At 64.0% G+C, this 17,789-nt stretch carries 23 protein-coding genes and 1 pseudogene; 12 read left to right on the top strand and 12 right to left on the bottom strand.

From position 1 onward, the window contains the following. Positions 1-109 precede the first annotated feature (109 nt). Complete coding sequence (locus G6P99_RS22040) at positions 110-943, top strand: hypothetical protein (protein ID WP_165123419.1); 834 nt, start codon at positions 110-112, stop codon at positions 941-943. Between the two features lie 2 nt (positions 944-945). On the opposite strand, the gene panD is transcribed toward G6P99_RS22040, so the two are convergent. Continuing rightward, positions 946-1,335, bottom strand: coding sequence for an aspartate 1-decarboxylase (gene panD, locus G6P99_RS22035; RefSeq protein WP_051346452.1), 390 nt, complete (start codon positions 1,333-1,335; stop codon positions 946-948). Positions 1,336-1,652: 317 nt separating this feature from the next. Beyond that, entirely contained in the window at positions 1,653-1,919 is a 267-nt protein-coding gene (locus G6P99_RS22030; RefSeq protein ID WP_035977225.1) for a hypothetical protein, read from the bottom strand. 36 nt (positions 1,920-1,955) lie between these two features. Between G6P99_RS22030 and G6P99_RS22025 the strand changes: the two genes are divergently transcribed. Both G6P99_RS22025 and G6P99_RS22020 read left to right on the top strand, forming a co-directional pair. Next, a complete protein-coding gene (locus tag G6P99_RS22025; protein WP_156928690.1) occupies positions 1,956-2,381 on the top strand; it encodes a hypothetical protein in 426 nt (141 codons plus the stop codon). Continuing rightward, on the top strand, positions 2,359-3,366 hold the full coding sequence (locus G6P99_RS22020; RefSeq protein WP_165123418.1) for an LLM class flavin-dependent oxidoreductase: 1,008 nt from the start codon (positions 2,359-2,361) through the stop codon (positions 3,364-3,366). Before G6P99_RS22025 ends, G6P99_RS22020 begins: the two co-directional genes overlap by 23 nt. A gap of 61 nt (positions 3,367-3,427) precedes the next feature. Here G6P99_RS22020 and G6P99_RS22015 read toward each other — a convergent pair whose 3' ends face one another. Next, positions 3,428-3,844 carry a DoxX family protein gene (locus G6P99_RS22015; RefSeq protein WP_029082197.1) on the bottom strand — a complete coding sequence of 139 codons (417 nt, stop codon included), beginning with the start codon at positions 3,842-3,844 and terminating at the stop codon, positions 3,428-3,430. A gap of 309 nt (positions 3,845-4,153) precedes the next feature. Between G6P99_RS22015 and G6P99_RS22010 the strand changes: the two genes are divergently transcribed. Together G6P99_RS22010 and G6P99_RS22005 are read left to right on the top strand one after the other, a co-directional pair. Beyond that, positions 4,154-4,294, top strand: a complete 141-nt coding sequence (locus tag G6P99_RS22010; protein WP_156928691.1) for a hypothetical protein — start codon at positions 4,154-4,156, stop codon at positions 4,292-4,294. A gap of 159 nt (positions 4,295-4,453) precedes the next feature. Continuing rightward, complete coding sequence (locus G6P99_RS22005; protein ID WP_165123417.1) at positions 4,454-5,404, top strand: LysR family transcriptional regulator; 951 nt, start codon at positions 4,454-4,456, stop codon at positions 5,402-5,404. Between the two features lie 26 nt (positions 5,405-5,430). Here G6P99_RS22005 and G6P99_RS22000 read toward each other — a convergent pair whose 3' ends face one another. From G6P99_RS22000 to G6P99_RS21970, 7 genes and pseudogenes are all read right to left on the bottom strand, one after another. Further along, positions 5,431-5,955 carry a GFA family protein gene (locus G6P99_RS22000; RefSeq protein ID WP_029082198.1) on the bottom strand — a complete coding sequence of 175 codons (525 nt, stop codon included), beginning with the start codon at positions 5,953-5,955 and terminating at the stop codon, positions 5,431-5,433. Further along, complete coding sequence (locus G6P99_RS21995) at positions 5,952-6,260, bottom strand: putative quinol monooxygenase (protein ID WP_029082199.1); 309 nt, start codon at positions 6,258-6,260, stop codon at positions 5,952-5,954. Before G6P99_RS21995 ends, G6P99_RS22000 begins: the two co-directional genes overlap by 4 nt. A gap of 26 nt (positions 6,261-6,286) precedes the next feature. Further along, positions 6,287-7,570: a cystathionine gamma-synthase family protein gene (locus G6P99_RS21990; RefSeq protein WP_029082200.1), complete on the bottom strand. Its 1,284-nt coding sequence runs from the start codon at positions 7,568-7,570 to the stop codon at positions 6,287-6,289. A 265-nt stretch (positions 7,571-7,835) separates the two neighbouring features. After that, the gene (locus tag G6P99_RS21985) at positions 7,836-8,096 is read right to left on the bottom strand and encodes a PepSY domain-containing protein (protein ID WP_029082201.1); all 261 of its coding nucleotides are present in this window, start codon (positions 8,094-8,096) and stop codon (positions 7,836-7,838) included. Positions 8,097-8,219: 123 nt separating this feature from the next. Continuing rightward, entirely contained in the window at positions 8,220-8,957 is a 738-nt protein-coding gene (locus tag G6P99_RS21980) for an ROK family protein (protein WP_035977228.1), read from the bottom strand. 701 nt (positions 8,958-9,658) lie between these two features. Next, positions 9,659-10,689, bottom strand: a pseudogene (locus G6P99_RS21975) (FMN-binding negative transcriptional regulator). A gap of 85 nt (positions 10,690-10,774) precedes the next feature. Continuing rightward, on the bottom strand, positions 10,775-11,026 hold the full coding sequence (locus G6P99_RS21970) for a hypothetical protein (RefSeq protein WP_029082203.1): 252 nt from the start codon (positions 11,024-11,026) through the stop codon (positions 10,775-10,777). Between the two features lie 1,187 nt (positions 11,027-12,213). On the opposite strand from G6P99_RS21970, the gene G6P99_RS21965 reads away from it, so the two are divergent. The 7 genes from G6P99_RS21965 to G6P99_RS21935 all read left to right on the top strand — a co-directional run bounded on the left by G6P99_RS21965 (position 12,214) and on the right by G6P99_RS21935 (position 15,384). Next, positions 12,214-12,387, top strand: a complete 174-nt coding sequence (locus G6P99_RS21965; protein ID WP_016840760.1) for a hypothetical protein — start codon at positions 12,214-12,216, stop codon at positions 12,385-12,387. Positions 12,388-12,397: 10 nt separating this feature from the next. After that, the gene (gene pdxY / locus G6P99_RS21960; RefSeq protein WP_165123416.1) at positions 12,398-13,255 is read left to right on the top strand and encodes a pyridoxal kinase PdxY; all 858 of its coding nucleotides are present in this window, start codon (positions 12,398-12,400) and stop codon (positions 13,253-13,255) included. Positions 13,256-13,272: 17 nt separating this feature from the next. Beyond that, a complete protein-coding gene (locus G6P99_RS21955) occupies positions 13,273-13,899 on the top strand; it encodes a LysE family translocator (protein WP_029082205.1) in 627 nt (208 codons plus the stop codon). Next, complete coding sequence (locus G6P99_RS21950) at positions 13,899-14,243, top strand: tRNA-binding protein (RefSeq protein WP_029082206.1); 345 nt, start codon at positions 13,899-13,901, stop codon at positions 14,241-14,243. Before G6P99_RS21955 ends, G6P99_RS21950 begins: the two co-directional genes overlap by 1 nt. A 141-nt stretch (positions 14,244-14,384) precedes the next feature. Continuing rightward, a complete protein-coding gene (locus tag G6P99_RS21945; RefSeq protein WP_029082207.1) occupies positions 14,385-14,615 on the top strand; it encodes a DUF6894 family protein in 231 nt (76 codons plus the stop codon). A gap of 9 nt (positions 14,616-14,624) precedes the next feature. After that, on the top strand, positions 14,625-14,795 hold the full coding sequence (locus tag G6P99_RS21940; RefSeq protein WP_165123415.1) for a hypothetical protein: 171 nt from the start codon (positions 14,625-14,627) through the stop codon (positions 14,793-14,795). A gap of 352 nt (positions 14,796-15,147) precedes the next feature. Beyond that, a complete protein-coding gene (locus tag G6P99_RS21935; protein ID WP_029082208.1) occupies positions 15,148-15,384 on the top strand; it encodes a hypothetical protein in 237 nt (78 codons plus the stop codon). 35 nt (positions 15,385-15,419) lie between these two features. Here the strand turns inward: G6P99_RS21935 and G6P99_RS21930 are convergent, their stop codons facing one another. Both G6P99_RS21930 and G6P99_RS21925 read right to left on the bottom strand, forming a co-directional pair. Next, positions 15,420-17,012, bottom strand: coding sequence for a hypothetical protein (locus tag G6P99_RS21930; RefSeq protein WP_165123414.1), 1,593 nt, complete (start codon positions 17,010-17,012; stop codon positions 15,420-15,422). Positions 17,013-17,256: 244 nt separating this feature from the next. Further along, a complete protein-coding gene (locus G6P99_RS21925; protein WP_029082209.1) occupies positions 17,257-17,778 on the bottom strand; it encodes a DUF1993 domain-containing protein in 522 nt (173 codons plus the stop codon). Positions 17,779-17,789 lie beyond the last annotated feature (11 nt).

The following is a 17,789-nucleotide window of genomic DNA, read 5'->3' as shown; positions in this document are numbered from 1 at the left end:
GGCACCCTCCCCGCCGGCGTCATCAAGCGATCCTCCCGAAATAGAACTTGAACACCGCTCATTTTCTTGATCTATTATTGAACAATGTTCATTTTTGACGGAACCGGCGATGCAAACCACCTCCTGGACGGACGGATCGATTGGGGCCAACCGGCCCGTGAAATCGTGGATCAAATACGCCCCGACGATCGTCACGACAGGTGCGATCGTGATCCTCGCGCTGCACGGACGCATTGCGCAGCCGGCCGGCTACAACGATTTCGCCGACCGGTCAGTCATCTCAGGCATTCACCACGCAGCCGATGTGTTTTCCAACACAGGCTTCGCGCTGGTCGCCCTCTGGGGCTGGCTGGCGCTGCGCCCCCGGCGCAACAGCGATCAGCTTCGCGCCGGATGGCCCGGCTACCGCTTGTTCCTGATCGGGCTGTTCCTGACCGCCTTCGGGTCCGCGTGCTATCACCTCGACCCCGGCAATGCCCGCCTGATCTGGGACCGCCTGCCGATCGCGCTTGCTTGCGCCGGCCTGCTGGTCGGCGTCCGCGGAGACACAAGGCCCGGATTGAAGACCGAACTCGAAGCGATCGTGCTCGGGCTTTTTGCTGTCGCCAGCGTCGCATGGTGGGTCTTCACCGACCAACATGGCGCGGACGACCTGCGGCCGTATCTGTTGTTGCAGGTGCTGCCGCTCATCCTGATCCCGCTATGGCAGTCGATCTATCGTGCTCCGCGCGCCGATCGCATCGCTTTCGCCGCCGCGATGGTGCTGTACGTTCTGGCCAAGATCACGGAGGTGCTCGACCATCAGATCGCCGGCACGCTCGGCTTCGTCAGCGGACACACCTTGAAGCATCTGATCGCGACGGCAGCCACGGCCGCCGTCGTCTGGGGGCTGACGCGGCGTTTCTCCGCCGGCGGCCGTCGGTTGAACGACGCGGCGAGCTGAGCCTACGCGTCGGCCAGCGCGACAGCCGCTGAAACGCCAGCCGGCTCCACGCGCCGGTTGTTCTCGTCGACGATCACCACGCGCGGCCGAAACCGGCGCGCCTCCTCGGCATCGAAGCCGGCATAGGCGACGATGATCACCTTGTCGCCCGCCATCGCCAGGCGCGCGGCGGCGCCGTTGAGGCCGATGGTGCCGGAGCCGGCCGGCGCCTCGATCACATAGGTCGAGAACCGCGCACCGGTGTCGATGTTGTAGATGTCGACGCGTTCGTTGATCAGGAAGCCGGCGGCCTCGATCAGATTGCGGTCGATCGAGATCGATCCCTCGTAGTGCAAGTCCGCTTCGGTGACACGCGCGCGATGAATCTTGCCCTTCATCAAAGTCACTTGCATCGAGGCCATCCCGTATCGTTGCGTCGGAATTTTCGTGCTCGCCAATACGGGCCTCACGACGCCGGGTCAATCGTCGCGGTGCGACGGCGCGCCGCGCGTGCGGCGTTGCATCGATACGATTATCCTGAGATTGCGGATCGCTGTGGTGGGAATGGGCTACGGATCGCAACGATCCGAGAACGATCGCGCTGCAGATCCGCGATCAGGGAGCAGATTCTTATCTCGCAATTCCTTGGCAGGCAGCGAGCGAAAGGCGGATTGGCCCGGGGAACGCGCGTTGTGCGGCCCCGTTGGCCAACCCGCCCTGTTCGTTGTCCTCAGCGCGTGGAGCGTCCGACCGTTTCGGTCTGGCCCGGCGCGGTCGCGGTCGTGACCTTGCGCGGCGTCAGCACGCTGCGTTGATGCGGCGTGGCCGAATTCGCCACCGCCGACTGCTGCTGGACACCGGCCGCACCAAGCAGCTGGACCTGCACGGGCGAGATCGGCAAGCCCGCCTTTTCATAGGCCGGCAGCTCCGCCGCGCCGGCGGTCACAGCGGTCATCGCGACAATAGCGGCCGCGATGGACAGAGAGATCTTCTTCACGTCACTTCTCCTCGATAGCATTGGAATATCGAGCTAATGCTCGATTTGCTGCACCGCAATACCATACATGACGCATTGCACAATTTTGTGATGATGGATGCAAGTGCATCGAATCGCATGACAGGCGCGGGTCGCCGCCCTGTCGGCACAGCGCGTGACGCGAACAGGGATCGGCGCGCTGTGCTGCGCGACGTCGACGCGCAGCGCGCTTTTGCGATCGACACGATGATCACGCCACGCGACGGACGACGATTTGACATCGATGTCGTCGCGCAACGCTGCCAGTCGATCACCGATCGGGCTCGGCAGATTGACCCGCTCAGCGACACTATCCATATGGGACGGACGAACCGGCTGATATCGGCCGCTTCGCCCTCACCCGGACACAGCCTGATACCACCGGCCTCGTCCCCCACGCACCGCCTGTTCCGGAGCTCCCGTGACCGCACTGTCCATCCTTGATCTCGTCCGCGTCACTGAGGAGACCGATGCGCGCGGCGCGCTGTACAACGCGCGCGATGTCGCCGTGCATGCAGAGGCGCTGGGCTATCGCCGCATCTGGGTGGCCGAGCACCACAACATGGCGGGTATCGCGAGCGCCGCGACGTCGGTCGTGATCGGGCATATCGCGGCGGGCACGAAAACCATCCGGGTCGGCGCCGGCGGCATCATGCTGCCGAACCACGCGCCCTACGTCATCGCCGAGCAGTTCGGCACGCTGGCGCGGCTGTTTCCCGATCGTATCGACCTCGGGCTCGGCCGCGCGCCGGGGACGGATCAGCTGACGCTGCGCGCGCTCCGCCGCACGCCGGAATCCGCCGAGAATTTTCCGCAGGACGTGCTTGAGTTGCAGGCCTTCCTGGCGGCCGCCGGTCCCAACCAGCGCATCCAGGCGGTGCCGGCCGCGGGCACCGACGTGCCGCTGTGGATTCTCGGTTCGAGCAATTTTGGCGCAATGCTGGCCGGCGAGCTCGGCCTGCCCTACGCCTTCGCCTCGCATTTTGCTCCCGAGCTCCTCATCCAGGCGCTGCAGATCTACCGTGCCCGCTTCAAGCCGTCGGAGCAGCTCGAGCGCCCCTACACCATGGTCGGCGTCAACATCATCGCCGCCGACACCGACGCAGAAGCGCGGCGGCTTGCGACCACGCAGCAGATGTCGTTCACCAATATCTTCCGCGGCGCGCGCGGCCTCAGCCAGCCGCCGATCGACGACATCGAGACCTACTGGTCGCCATCGGAAAAGGTCCAGGCGATGCGGATGCTGGAGCGCTCCATCATCGGCTCGCCCGACACAGTGCGTGCCGGGATCGACGCGCTGGTGGCAGAGACCGGCGCCGACGAGCTGATGATCGTGTCCGATGTCTACGATCACCAGAAGCGGCTGCGGTCGTTCGAGCTGATCGCCGAGGCTGGCGGAATCAAGGCCGGCGGGATCAAGGCCGCCTGACCTCCTCACGCGCCCGACCGCTGCCGCTTTGGCGCAGCAGCGGTTCAGGTTCGCGTCCTGCTCAGTGAGCAGCGGCAGTTTGCGGCACCGCGTGCTTCGCGCGGTTGTCCAGGCTAAAAGCGCCGGCGCCGAACGCCGTGATCTGCAGCAGTCCGCCCGCCATCATCACGTTCTTCAGGAAATGAATCATCTGGTTCTGGTCGGCGAAATTGCTGTGGAACGCGACCGCGGCCGCGACCGAGAACACGGCGAGCGCCAGCGCCACGGCGCGGGTCTGATAGCCGGCAATCAGCAGCAGGCCGCCGCCGAGCTCGACGGCAACCGCCACCGCAAAGGCCAGCGGCGGGAACGGCAGGCCAACCGCGCTGATCATGCCGGTGGTGGCTGCATACGCGCCGAGCTTGCCGAGGCCGCTCATGGCGAACGGCAGGCCGATGAGAAGACGGCCGGCGAAGGGAAGATAAGTGGTAGCGCTCATGGTCGTGTGTCCTTGTTCGGGTGAATGAGTGCGGCGAGCGCCTTCCGTGGCCCCGCCGGTCGCGAACCGCTTTGCTGTCCGCTTCCCCCTCGTTATCGCCCTGCATCGGCCGATCGATTAGTCGGCCAGTTTCAGACGGATCGTTCCACCAGGAGAACGATCGCGCCGGACCGGCGAACCGATGCCGCCCCGGGCGACGGGCCGGATCGCGCAAAATCGTTCAGGCAGTGGAACGCTGCGTCTGACAAACGCCGGCTAATGCGGCCGATCGATCGTCCCTATAACGCTGTGCATCGAAGGAGACGGACCATGTGCGACATCCTGAAGAACAACCTGATCAACGCCCTGCGCAGTTTCCAGCACGCTTGTCTGACGCCGGTGATCCGGGACGATGACGACGACGATGGCGACATCGCAACGCCCAAGACCAGCCTGGACGATGGCTGGTGAAGCCGCGACTAGGCTCTCGCACCGGCCACAGGCCCGCCGGCACGGCCATAGCGGCGCGGAGATCGGCGGAGCATTAGCGTCCGCTCCGATGCCTGTCGCGCGGCGTTGCGGCCGACGGCAGCGATTCGGCGTTGAAAATCGAAGGGAACTATGATGCGGATGGATGTTCTGGTCCCGCCCGATACGGGCGGAATGGAGCCGGTAGCGCCTCCCATGCGGGACTTCAACGATCTCTATTTCTTCGCGGCGGTGGTCAAGCACGAGGGGTTTTCGGCGGCGGCGCGCGCGCTCCGCCTGCCGAAGTCCAGGATCAGCCGCCATGTCGCGTTGCTGGAGGAGCAGCTCGGCGTTCGCCTGATAGAACGCTCGACCCGTCGCCTGAGCATCACGGCCGTCGGCCGCGACGTCTATCGCTACGCGCAAACCGTGGTCGATGCCGCGGAGGCCGTCGATGAAGTCGCCTTGCGGATGAAATCCGAACCGCAGGGCCTGGTCCGCATCGGTTGTCCGGTCGGCGTGCAACGGGCGCTGGCGCCGAAATTGCCCGAGCTGTTCGCCAAATATCCACGCCTGCGGGCGCAATTCCTCATCACCAACCGGCCGATCAACCTGATCGAGGAGCAGGTCGACGTCGCCATTCGCATCCGCGACAGCCTCGATACCGACAGTGAGATGCAGATGCGCAGGATCGGGACCACCCGGAGGATTCTGGTCGCGAGCCCGGCCTTGCTGAGGGAGCACGGGGCGCCCAAGACGGCAGGCGATCTTGCAGGGCTGCCAATCCTCGATGCCACGGAAACGCCGGGCCCGCGCACATGGGAGCTTTCGGGCCCGCGCGGGCAAAAGGCCTCGGTCGCGATCGAACCGAAGGTTTCAGCGGGAGACTTCACCATTCTCATCCAGGCGGCCCAGGCCGGGATCGGCATCGCGCTGCTGCCCGAACTTGAATGTCAGGGCGCACTCGGCGAAGGCAGGCTGGTCCGCGTTCTGCCGGACTGGAGCATCAAGGACGGCATCATCCATCTCGTGTTTCCGTCCCGGCGCGGCATGTTGCCCGGCGTTCGCGCCACCATCGATTTTCTGGCCACCGCGCTCAAGGCCCAGATCTAGTCCGGTGTGGCGGGCGTAGGGTACGCCTACGGCACGCCCTCGAAGCCCGGCCGCCTGAACCCCATCGCCATCCACGCACCGAGCAGCTTCAGCATGAACTTTCCGGAGTGGCCTGGATAGTTGGCGATATCGTCCGGCAAGATCACACCCTCGGGCCGGTCGGCCGTCATCATCCGCATGGTTGCCGGCGGGATATCGCCGGGCAAGCGGCCACGATAGACCGAGAGCCAATGCCCCTTGGTGAAGTCGAGGAACATCGCCGTGTTGCAACAGCGCGCGACCATTCGTCTCGTCGGCGACTCCGGCTTCAACCGCCGCTCCTCCAGGAGCTCTCCGCCACTGCTACAGCGCACGCGATCCTTGCAATACAGCACGTAGTCCGTGCCACCATCCTCGGCCAAAACAGCATCGGCGCCGGAGGCCGCCTGATGCCGCCGCCCCGCCTGCTGGCAACTCGCGCAATAGCAGATGCCCCGCAGGATTGGGGATCCTGCGATCTCGAGCGCGACCCTGCCGCAGCGGCACGATGCCGAGGCGCGCTCATCGGTCATTTCGCATCGCCTTTGCTCGCAATCTCGTTCGCCGACACGATGATCACATCGCCGTCGAGGATCAACTTCGCAATATCGAAGAACTGCGCCACGGCCGGCGAATTGTTGTGTCCGTCCATGGCCGCCTGATCCAGATATCGCTCATAGGTCGCGAACACGCAGGGATCCGACGCATCCTGCGACACGTAATAGCCGATGGTGGAAGGCTCATTGGCCCGCACATGGTCGACGACATCGAGCAGGGCCTGACGCATCGTTGCCTCGTGGCCCTTTTTGGCCCTGATGACCGCCGTGATCGTCAACATGCTGCTTCTCCTGCCCTGCGCACTTGCTACACTCGGCTCAACGCCTGCGCGATGTCGGCCACCAGGTCCGACGGATGCTCGATCCCGATCGAGAGCCGGATCGTCGTATCCAGGACGCCGATCTTTTTCCTGATATCGGCCGGCACGCCGGAATGCGTCATCGTGGCCGGCAGGCTCGCGAGCGACTCGGTGCCGCCGAGGCTCACCGCGAGCTTGAAAATCTGCAAGCTGTTGAGGAATTTCTCCGCGGCCTCCTGCCCGCCAACGATGTCGAAGGCGAAGGTCGAGCCGGCGCCGGAGCACTGGCTGGCGAATACGCGGCCGGCAAGCGAGGCCGCATCGTGGTGCGCCAGATAATGCACCTGCGCCACCTTGGGATGGTCGCGCAGATAGTCGGCGACGATCCTTGCGTTGCGGTCGGCCTTTTCCATGCGCAGGCTCAGCGTCTCCAGCGAGCGGCTGATCATCCAGCAGGAATGCGGATCGAGCTGGGTGCCGATCGCGCCACGCAGCGCCTTGACGTCCTTCATCAGCTTCTTCGAGCCGAGCGCTGCGCCCGCGATCAGGTCGGAATGGCCGCCGACATATTTGGTCAGCGAGTACAGCGAGAGGTCGGCGCCGTGCTCAATCGGCCGTTGAAACACCGGCCCGAGCAGCGTGTTGTCGCAGGCGATGATCGGGATAAAGCCCTGCGCCTTGCCGATCATGTCGGCGATGCGACGCGTGAGCGCGATATCGACCAGGCCGTTGGTCGGATTGGCTGGGGTCTCGATGAAGATCATCGCAACCCGGCCCTTCTTCATCGCTTCGTCAGCGGCAGCGCGGACGACGCTCTCGTCGAGGCCGTCGGCAAAGCCCACCGCGCTGATCGAGAAGCCCGCGAGCGTCCTGGTGAACAGCGTTTCGGTGCCGCCATAGAGCGGCTGCGAATGCAGGATCACGTCGCCGGGCCGCGCAAAGGCGAAGATCGTCGTCGAGATCGCCGACATGCCCGAGGAAAACAGCGCGCAGCTCTCGGTGCGCTCATAGATCGCAAGCCGATCCTCGACGATCTCGCTGTTCGGATGATTGAAGCGGGAATACACCAGCCCTGCCCCCATGCCCTCCGGAGGCTCGCGCCGGCCTGCGACGAAATCGAAGAAGTCCTTGCCGTCCTCGGCGGTCCGGAACACGAAGGTCGAGGTCAGGAACACCGGCGGCTTGACCGCGCCCTCCGACAATTGCGGGTCGTAGCCGTAATTCAGCATCTGGGTTTCCGGATGCAGCAAGTGGTTGCCGATGTGGGTTCTGGACGGAAACGGTTTGACCACGGCCTGTCTCCTTGTCTTGAGGGGGAGCCGCATCGGCGGCCGGACCTTAAGAATCTGCCGCAAGCATACTCCACCTTTGTGCCATTCCGCCAAAGCACGGCATCGTGCAGTTCTGGATAACAAACGGCCGGCGTGCGCCCTGCGCCGCCGGCCGTCCGAAAACCGTAGTCAGTATCGCGGGTCGCGCGTGTCACCTGCCGGCTGACACAAGAAAAGCCGCCGATGCGGGCTACGTGTGACTTGCTCACACCGAGAGAGGACGCGGCTACCAGCCGCGGTCCACATTGCGCACCTCGCCGGTCCGCGCGTCGACATCGACCTGCATCCAGCGGCCGAGACGGTCGCGGCCCTCGACCTCCCACTCGTCGCCGAGGAACTGGGTGTTGGACACCGTCACGATGCCGAGATTGGTCGCGACGTCGAGCGCCGCCTCCATCGAGATCTGGCTGCCGGAATCAAAGGCCATCGCCGGCGTCGCCGCGCCGATCGCAAGCGCCGCGACGAGTGGAATAATCAAGCTTCGCATTGTCACTCCTCATGGATGTTATGCCGCATAAAACGAGCGGCGCACCCGATCAGTTCCGGGAACAGGGATGACGGAGCAGCGTGAAACTTCGGCAGTTGCGGCAATTTGGTGGCGCTTCCAGCGTCAACGCGGCGCGCTGCTCGCCTTGCCCGTGCCCTTCTTCCACATCCGGAAGCCGCCCTCGAATGCGTTGGCATTGTCGCCGAACCTCACCTTGGGCGGCGGGTTGTCGACCTTGTCGGCATTGCCGCCGCCGAGCACGATGTAGTCGGGCTCCAGCGCCGCCGACAGGCGCGCGATGACGTCGTCGACGCTCTTGCGCCATTTCTTCCGGCCACGACGCTCGAGGCCTGCGGCGCCGACATAGTCCTCGAACGTCTCGCCCTTGCGGTACGGCAGATGACCCAGCTCCATCGGCTCGAACACGCCTTCGACGATCATCGCGGAGCCGAGCCCGGTGCCCAGACCGAGAAACAGCATCCGCCCGCCCTGGTAGCTGCCGATCGCCTGCATCAGCGCGTCGTTCACGACCCTGGTCGGACGTCCGAACGCTGCGTGAAAATCGAAGCCGGCCCAGCCACGGCCGAGATTGTGCGGCTCGGCGAGCGGACGGTTGTGAACCACCGGCCCGGGATAGCCGACCGAGATCACATCATAGGACCAGTCCTTGGTCAGCGCTTTGACCTGTCGCACCATCTCGGTCGCGGACAGATTTGGACCCGACTCGAACTCGCGCCTGATGCGCTCCCTGTCGGTCATCACCTTGACATGCGTGCCGCCAATGTCGATCGCCAGCACCGTGCGCCGCGACGCGGGCTTTCTCGCTTTCCTGGTTGCCTTCTTGGCTGTCTTCCTGGCCATCAATCCGCACTCTCCTGCGCGCCAAGTGGAGCAGAGAAACGCATCGCGCGCCACAGCCGCGTTCTGCATCTGACTCCAATTTGTTCGCGGGGAACGAATCGGAATCGAAAAAATCAGCGCAGTTCAAGCGTTAAAAAGATGTATTCACGGGTCGCGCCCGGGCAAGTGATGTTGTGTCATGGTGGGATTATTGCGCTCGGCGCGGAATATCATGCGGTACTCCACGCGCATTGCGTTCAGTTGCCTCACGGGCAGAGCGACGAATAGCACCACAAGCGCGTTCTCCATCCGACTCCAATTTGTTCGCGAGGAACGAATCGGAATCGAAAAATCAGCGCGAAACGAATCTTAATAAGAAGTATGCACCCGTCTTCACAATGCGAAAGGCTGGATCGGACTGCGTGGTCCGGATGAGCGAAGCAACATCCGGGACCCCTCCGTGGCGGCTCCCCGTATATCGCGAAGCTCATGCGGGCTACATGGGATCGCGCGCCGCGTTCCGTACCTCATCCGACTCCGTTTTGTTCGCAAAGAACGAATCGGAATCGCGCAAATCAGCTCGACGCGATTCTTAACAATACGTTTGCGTGACTTCGGTGCTGATCGATTTGTAGGGTGGTTTAGCGCAAGCGTAATCCGCCATCTCTGCACGACATCAATGCGGCGGGTACGCTTCACTAACCCGCCCTACGCGCTGTAGCTCACTTGGACGCGCGCTCCTGCTCGACAATTTTCAACAGCACGAGGGTCATGCGGGTCGCCTCAGAATGCGAGACAGTTGGATCGATGCTCTTCGAGAAGGTCCATATGTCGTCTATTACTGTCAAGCTGCGCTCTTGGTCGTTCGAGCCGACCACCTTGCGAAATCGCTCCATGAGTTCGTCATTTAAAGCAACCTGTCGCGCCAACGGTTCAAGCTGCTCTTGAGTCCGGATAGGCTTCGCAGGTGGCAAACCAGCATCGTCTCTGTTTCGAACCGGATAATCACCGGATCGAAGGTTGAGCTTTGGCCTCTCGTCGTTTGATATTCTCGTCCCGTGCTCGGCGGGCGCCTCACTTGACCCATCAGCCTTGCCCGCGACCCACCGGACAAGTTCCTTCCCATATTCAAGCTCCGGCCGCAGCGCGCGCATCTTCGCGGCCAGCCGGCGGCTTGCCGTCTCCTCCGCATCCGCGAGGCGATTGACCAGCGCGACATAGTCCGCATCGCTCTTGTGCTGATTGAGCTTCGACTGGCCCTCGATCTCGTCGACGACGAGATCGATCACCCGGATCGCCGACAGCATCTGTTCGCGCTTGGTGGGCTCCATCTGCGCGAGGTCCCAGGGCTGCTTCGGCAGCCGCGCCTCGGAGGCCGCGAGCAGCGCATCGCCATGGCCGCGGTTCTCGTCGAGCCCGCGCAGTTGCGCGACGCCGGACAAATGCACCACTTGATAGAGCCAGGTCGAGACGTTGTCGCGCGAGACATACCAGTCGTTCGAAATATAGGCGTCGTCACCGGAGACGATCAGCAGGAGCGCCTGACACCGTCGGCAAGCTCGACCAGCGGGTTCTTCGCGGTGAGATGGATCTGCACGATCACGCGATCGTCGCGCCGCTCGATCACGAACGGTACGTGGGAGGCCCGCGGGCCGCGCGCATCGGCGGCGACGATGGCGCCGAAGCCGCGCGCCGCCGCAAAGGCCAGCGCGCGGTCGTCCTCGATGCGAAACTGGGGTCGGAGGATGTGCATGGCGGCGGCGCTCGCGGCTGGAGAGAGACGACCCAGCAAGGCTAGCGCAAGTTTCGTCTGATATCACCGCCATGCACCATCAGGCTCAGCAGATCATCGCGTTGTCGCCGACATCGCAGACGCCGCCGGGCAGGTCGCGGGGCTGCGCGTCGGACTCGCCGAAGCGCGGAGCCGCCATGTGCGGAGGTCCGCCGCTCCAGTGGCTGGCGGCAGCGGCGCCGGCATGACCCTTCGCGAACGCGTATGGCCCGGCCGTCGGGGCTTCGTGCGCGATTGCCGATGTCGTCAGCATGGCGAGAGCGGCCAATCCCGCCGCGATGTGTTTGATCCTGATCATGAGTTACTCCTTTTGTATCAGGCACGCCGGGGCATTGCTTGCCCGCCTGCCGATCGGTTCGCGCTCACACCATGATCGACCGCCGGCTGGTTCCGACGCCATGGGGCAAGCGTTTGGATACAGGACGGTCGAACCGTGCATCCTCTTCCACTGCAATCCGACACAATCGGTTGATCGGACCGTGACCGGCGAGATCCCCCGCACAGGGCCGAAAATCAAATCCGGTTGCGCCGCCTGCGACAAATCAACCCGACGGGCAACTCGGCAAAACCTGTAAATATCGGCATAAGAAAATATTCCGCTTGGCGTTTCACCCAACTCAGATGTTCAATTGCCCCGTCTCACCCGATCGAGGGGCGCTTCGCGATCGTCACGGGTGTTGCGGTGAGATGCGGTGGACGCCGAGCGCGCAGTCGACGAATGCGTGTGACGCGGACGGTGAAGTCGTGTGGTCCTGACGCCCTAGCGGCCGGTGTCCCCCGCGAGATGCGAAGCATCCTCGCGAAGGCGGTGACAAACAAGCCCAGTCTCGCCGGGGAGAGCACGAAGTAAGCCGTACAACCATCGCGCAGGGAAAGCCGGGATGTTCCCGGTTACACCTGTGGTCCTACCTCCCGTGCTTTTTTGTTGGACCCATGGGTGCGATCGGCACCCGGCTTTCCCTGCGCCCTCTGCGAGAGAGAGGGCGGAACAAAATGCAAGGCTCGGACAAATCATGTCGCGAGAATGCAGATGTGTGGCTCACAAGTGGCGCAACAAATTCAGTGTCGTCCCGGCGAAGGCCGGGACCCATAACCACAAATGCCGATTGTTGCGTGACGCTGGGGCAACAGCCTGTTTCCAACAACACAACCCTGTGGTTATCGGTCCCGGCCTTCGCCGGGACGACGGTGGAGTGTGCGGAGAAAGTCGCGCGACGAACACGAAGCTGCTTTCTCATCCACATCTGTCATCGCCCGGCTCGTCCGGGCGATCCAGTACGCCGCGGCCTCTCGGCTCAAGCACCAGAGCCTCTGGAATACTGGATCACCCGCATCCGCGGGTGATGACACCGAACGAGCTGTTTGACATTCGAATCCGAACCTACCCCGTCATCCCCGCGCAAAGGCGCGATCCGCCGTTGAACTCGCTGATATCGGCGGGTTACGCTGTCACCAGTCTCACGCCCTCCCGCTGGAAGGACCACTATGAACGGCAATCGATATTATGGCGTCCGCGTCGAGGGTGCGAAATATGGCGTGGGATTCGGCTCGGCGCTGGCGATTGCGATCTCCTACACCAAGAACCATTCGATCCTGTGGGCGATCATCCACGGCATCCTGGGCTGGCTCTACGTGATCTATGCCGCGCTGTTCGGGTGATGCGGACGACATGACCGTCATCTCGATCCAGTCGCAGGTCGCGTGGGGCCACGTCGGCAACAGCGCTGCCACCTTTCCGATCCAGCTGCATGGCATCGATGTCGTCGCCGTGCCGACCACGCTGCTCAGCAACCGGCCGGGCTATCCGACCATCCGCGGCCGGGTGCTCGACGTGCAGCTGGTCGCCGACCTCTTGCGCGGCATCGAGGAGCGCGGCGCGGTCGAGCGCGCGCGGATGATCCTGTCGGGCTATCTCGGCTCGGCCGACATCGCCGTCGACGTCGCCGATTTCGTCACCCGCGCCAAGGCCGCGAACCCGGGTCTGCTCTATTGCTGCGATCCCGTGCTCGGCGATCGCGACCGCGGCATGTTCGTCCGACCGGATATTCCGCCGCTGGTGCGCGACCAGCTCTGCCCGCTCGCCGACATCATCACGCCCAACCATTTCGAGTTCGAATTCCTCTGCGGCGCGCGCGTCACCACGACCGATGAAATTGTCGCGCAGGCCCGCGAGCTGATGGCGCGGGGACCCGCGACCATCGTCATCACCAGCGCCGAGCTTGCCGGCACGCCCGACGGCGAGATCGAGACGCTGGCGATCGAGCGTACCGGCGCGTGGCGCGTGCGCACCCCACGGGTGCCGATCAGCCCGTCCGGCACTGGCGACCTGTTCGCCGCGCTGTTCGTCGCCGCCCGCGTGCGCGGCCTCGCGACGCCGGACGCGCTCAGCCATGCCGCGTCAGGCATCCACGGCGTGCTGCAGCGTACGGCGCAGAGGGGAACCGAGGAAATGCGCATTGTCGAAAGCGCCGACGTGATGCTTGATCCGAAGCCACGCTTCGCAACGATCGCCATTTCCGCTGCCTGACATCCGGGACACGTCCGATGATCGATATCACCACCCTCCTCACTTTCGCCGCCGTCGTGCTCGGCCTGTTCCTGATCCCCGGGCCGGCCGTGCTGCTGGTGCTCGCGCGCTCGGTGACCGGCGGGCGACGCGTCGGCGTCGCGACCGGGTTCGGCATCGCGCTCGGCGACCTCGTCCACACCGCGATGGCAACGTTCGGCCTGTCGGCCGTGCTGATGACCTCGGCGCTGGCGTTCTCGATCGTCAAATATGCCGGCGTGATCTACCTGATCGTGCTCGGCGTCCGCGCTCTGTTCGAGAAGAATGACGAGCTGCATCTGCCGGCGCCGCAGCCGGTCGATCCGCGGCGCGCGTTCCGGCAGGCGATCTGGGCGGAAATGCTCAATCCGAAGACCGCGCTGTTCTTCCTCGCCTTCCTGCCGCAGTTCGTCCACCCCGGCCACGGCTCGGCGGTGGCGCAGTTCGCGACGCTTGGCCTGATCTTCGTCGCGATGAGCGCGGCCTACACCTCGCTGCTCGCGCTCGCCGCCGGCCAGATCAGCCCGTGGATCAGGCGGCATCGCCGCATCGGGCAATGGCAGGGCCGCGTGGTCGGCACGATCTATATCGCGCTCGGCGTCCGCCTCGCCTTCCAGGAGCGCTGATGGTCCCGCTCAAGCCGCAAGCCAGCTACGACGACTTCGCCCGCCTCGATATCCGGATCGGCAAGGTCGTCGAGGTGCAGCCGTTTCCGCGCGCCCGCAATCCCTCTTACAAGGTCGGCGTCGACGTCGGCACTGATCGGATCATGTGGTCGAGCGCGCAGATCACCAACTACGAGCCGGCGGCGCTGCTCGGCTCGCTGGTGGTGTGCGTCTGCAATCTCGGTGCGAAGAACATCGCGGGTTTCACCTCGGAACTGCTGATTCTCGGGGCGAAGGACGCAGATGGCAGGGTGATCGTGCTCGGCCCGCGCAGCGAGGTGGCGGTCGGCGAGCCGATCTTTTAACCTTAACCGCCGATCACGGCCGCGTGATTCAAATCGTCAGGAATCCCCGTAGTTTACCGATGGGGGATGACCCGGATTCTCCGTGCCCGCGCGCACTGCTATTTTTGTGCGTGAGAATCGCTTCGGCATGGGAATTGGAAGATGTCTGCAGTTTTCTTTCACTGCTCCGACGACAAGCACGTGATCCTGGATCGCATCGGCACCGCGATGGATCTGACGGACGTGCGCGTGTATGCCGAGCAGCTGGCCCGCAGCTACATGATGACACCGAGCGCGGAAGACTGGCGCAACTGGGCGGTCCACGTCACCGACGACATCGGCACCGAGATCTTCGACCTGCCCTTCACCGCCGTGCTCGGCGGGCTGCACTGAGGGCGTGTCATGAAATCGATGGAACTCACCTTGCAGCCCCTGCGCCGCCGCCTCGCCCGCCTTGTTACGGATTGCCTGGCGCTGATCGAGAGCATCTGCCACCCCTATCGCCCCGAGCTGTATTACATGCGCGGGCCCGGTCCGAAATGCCGCGCCAGGCAAGCCACGCTGCGCGACTAGTTCCGAGTCGTTCGCGACGAAAACCGCATCGCGACGAGAAAAGGCCGGCGGGCGTAACGCCACCGGCCTTCTCCTGCAGCTGCCGGTTCCCGGAGCCCGGTTCCGCCGCAATTCCACTTGGCATTCCACTTGGGCCCAAGCTTGCGACGACAGTTTTAATCAAATCTTAACGGCATGGCGGTGAGCTGGATCGCAGGACTCCTTCGCCGTGCGGCGCGTGCTTGATCGTTCATCGTGCTGGATGTGCTGCACACCGTTTTTGCGGGATCGCCCGACGATTGTGCGCCACGCATCTTAGGGAATGCACGACTCAGTGTTACCCTGTGATGCAAACCGAAACGGAGACTTCGGAATGCCGTACTACACCTTCGATCTCGTGGTGGGGGACGAGTTCCGCAATCAAGGAACCATCATCCTCGAAGACATCAGCCTCGCCTCCGATCGCGCCGACCAGCTCGCCTGCGAGCTGTCGCAGGTCAAGCCGGAGCTGAAGGCACGCGGCTGTGCCGTGCGCGTAACCGACATCGACCGGCGCGAGCTGTACCGCACGCCGCTCGATCCTGTGCCGCGGTGGCGCCGGATCGGCTAACGCCGGCAGCTTGGGGCGTTGCGTGATCGCGCCGGTCAGCGCGCGGTCTTGATCATGCTGCGCCCGGCGACCGGGTCGACCAGGCTCGGCAGGAAGCTGAAATTGGCCGACGTCTTGTTGTCGACCAGCGTCGCGAAGTTGTGACAGCTGACGCAGGAGCCAGGACCCGGCAGGCTCGGATCGCTGCCATTGTAGTTCTGGATGTAGGTCTCGAGCGTGGTGTTGGAGAGCATGCCCGGCACCGCATTGGCCGGCACGGGATTCGGCGGCGTCGGCGGTTCGAGCTGCCCGCCCCATTGTGTGCCGATCAGCATGTAATTCTGGAACACGCTCTTCAGCGAGCCCAGCGCCATCCGCCATTGCTCGTTCAACACCGTCGTCGTCGGATAGATCTGCCAGCAGCGCACCGCCTGCGGTATCGCCGTTGCCTGGCTGGTCGCGCCGTGCGCATAGGGCCGCGTCGGATTCCACGGGAATTGCGTCTTGGTGCCGAGCAGACCCTGTGGCGCGATATTGGTGCCGAGCCCCGACTGCGCCGGATTGTAGAAGGAATAATGCGCACCGGGCGCTGTCGCCGCCGGTCCGCAGCTCGGCTTGTTGATCCAGTAGGTCGGCGACGTGGCGCTGCCGCAGCCGTTCGACACGTTGCACGGCGCCTGCGCCAGCGGCGCGTTGTCGATATGCTCGAAGGTCGCCCAGATCCATTGCGGCAGCAGCGCCTTGTTCTGCTCGACGAACGGATTGCGCTGCAGGATATGCATGCCGACCAACCCCACCTTCTCGCTGCGGCAGAACGGCTTGCCGTTGCGGACGAGATCGCCGGAGACGGCGAGCAGGATGTTCTGGGTGTAGTATTTCGACGCGTCATCCTTCGCCGGATCGAGGATGCGCCAGGCCGCCTTGATCTCGATCGAGCCGTTCTTGCCGTCGGGCACCGACGCCGACGCGGTGAAATCGGCGCCCTTCGGATTGGCCTTGATGAAATTGCGCTGCCCGTCGCGCGTCGTCAGCGTCTGCGCCGACAGTCCCTGCGGCGCGCGCAGATACGACGCCTCGATCGCATTGACGCGCCGCTCGAACAGCGTCCAGTTGCCGTTGACATCGATCAGCGGCAGATTGGTCGAGGCCTGCAGGAACTCCTCGTTGTTCGGCGCCGGCTTACCGTTGCCATAGGAGCCGATATAGAAGATCGGCAGGGCAAGCGCCTGGGGGCAGCCGGCCCTCACCTTCGAATTGCCGAACAGCGCGCTGACCTTGGGATAGGCCTGCCAGACCCGCGGTCCCGGCGCCGTCAGCCCCTGTGCGGCCGACTCCACGCCGCTTGCCGCCCAGTTAAGCGCGACGAACATCTGCCAGGCCATGTTGTCGAACGGCGTCTGCACGTCCCCGGATGCACTCCGGGGCGGATCGCCATAGAGGCCGTTGTAACCGACGGTCAGTCCGAGCCGCGAATCCGGGCCGATATAGGCCGGCAGCTTCGAGCACAGCGCGCCGGTGTTGCCGGTGACGCAGAACTGCGCCTGCGGCTGATATGAGGACTGGGTCTGCGCAACCGGCCGCAACGGCGACGCCACGATTGCCATTGCGACCAGCAGCGGCAGCACGATTCCGACAAGCAATGTCTTCATGAGAGGCCCCGAACATGTCCGGCCAACGGCGTTCAAGCACGCACGACGAAGCGCCGCCGAACCGCCTTCACCGGCAGTCAGCAATTGAGTTGAAACCATCAATCGCACTACCTGAGATTTATAGCATCGTTCGGACCGCGCCACAAACCGTGACGTTGATTCACTATCTAAGATTGTATATACCAGCGAACGGCAGCGCGCGGCGAACATCTCCCCGTTCAAGACCGGCCGGTGCGAGGCCCCGTCACTTCTTCAGATTCAATCGGCCGATGAAGTCGCGCTTGCCGAGCGGCGCGCCCTTGTGGCGCAGGATGTCGTAGGCGGTGGTTGAATGGAAGAAGAAGTTCGGCAGCGAGAACGACATCAGGAAGCCTTCAACCGTGAACAGCATCGACCGCTCTCCGACCTTGAAGGTGATGTCGCGCCCGAGCAGCGCGTTGACCGCATCCGGCGTCAGGTCAGACAATTCGCTGTGCGCGTCCTTCACCAACGCCTGCAGGCCGGCGTAATCCAGATCGGGCTTGCCGGACGGCGGGGCGAACACGCCGTTCTTCGCGGCCTGCATCGCGCCGCGGGAATGATGCGCGAGCGAGACCACCTGAAAGCGGAACGGCAACATATCCGGAAACAACCGGGTCTCGACGATCTCGGCCGGATCGATGCCTGCCTCCTTGAAATGCGCCAGGCTCTTGTCGAGAAAGCCCGTGGCGGCGCCGAGGACCTGCAAATAGTTGGCAACAGTCGCGTCGTAGAGTGAGAAGGTCATGGCGAATCCCC

This window comes from Bradyrhizobium sp. 6(2017) (genome assembly GCF_011058295.2).
GTDB lineage: Bacteria > Pseudomonadota > Alphaproteobacteria > Rhizobiales > Xanthobacteraceae > Bradyrhizobium > Bradyrhizobium septentrionale.
The sequence above is the reverse complement of the archived record's forward strand: the minus strand, read 5'-3'. Positions and strand labels throughout refer to the sequence as shown.